Annotated in this window: 1 protein-coding gene; it reads right to left on the reverse strand. The window is 65.8% G+C overall.

What is annotated here, in order from left to right; translation table 11 throughout:
* Positions 1-325: phosphopantetheine-binding protein (locus AC2CHG_RS31800; RefSeq protein WP_484526249.1), on the reverse strand; the 325-nt coding region annotated here is incomplete at its 3' end.
* Between the last annotated feature and the right edge of the window lie 32 nt (positions 326-357).

Raw genomic sequence — 357 nt, forward strand, 5'->3', positions numbered from 1 at the left:
CGATCTCCCCCGATTCCAGACCCGCCGCCAACGCCGCCACACTCTGCCGCACGAACAAATCCCGCGACGACAACCACAAACCCGCAGCCCGCGCCCGGGACACCACCTGAATACTCAGAATCGAGTCCCCACCGAGCTCAAAGAAATTGTCCTCCACCCCCACCCGAGGCACACCCAGAACCTCAGCCCACACCCCCGCCAACACCCGCTCCACCGACGAACGCGGAGCCACGAAAACCCCACCCGCATCCGCCTCCACCGGCACCGGCAAACCCCGCCGATCCACCTTCCCCGACGGCAACAACGGCAACCCGTCAACCACCATCACCACCGAAGGCACCATGAACCCCGGCAACC

Source organism: Micromonospora sp. ATLC20, from assembly GCF_057196585.1.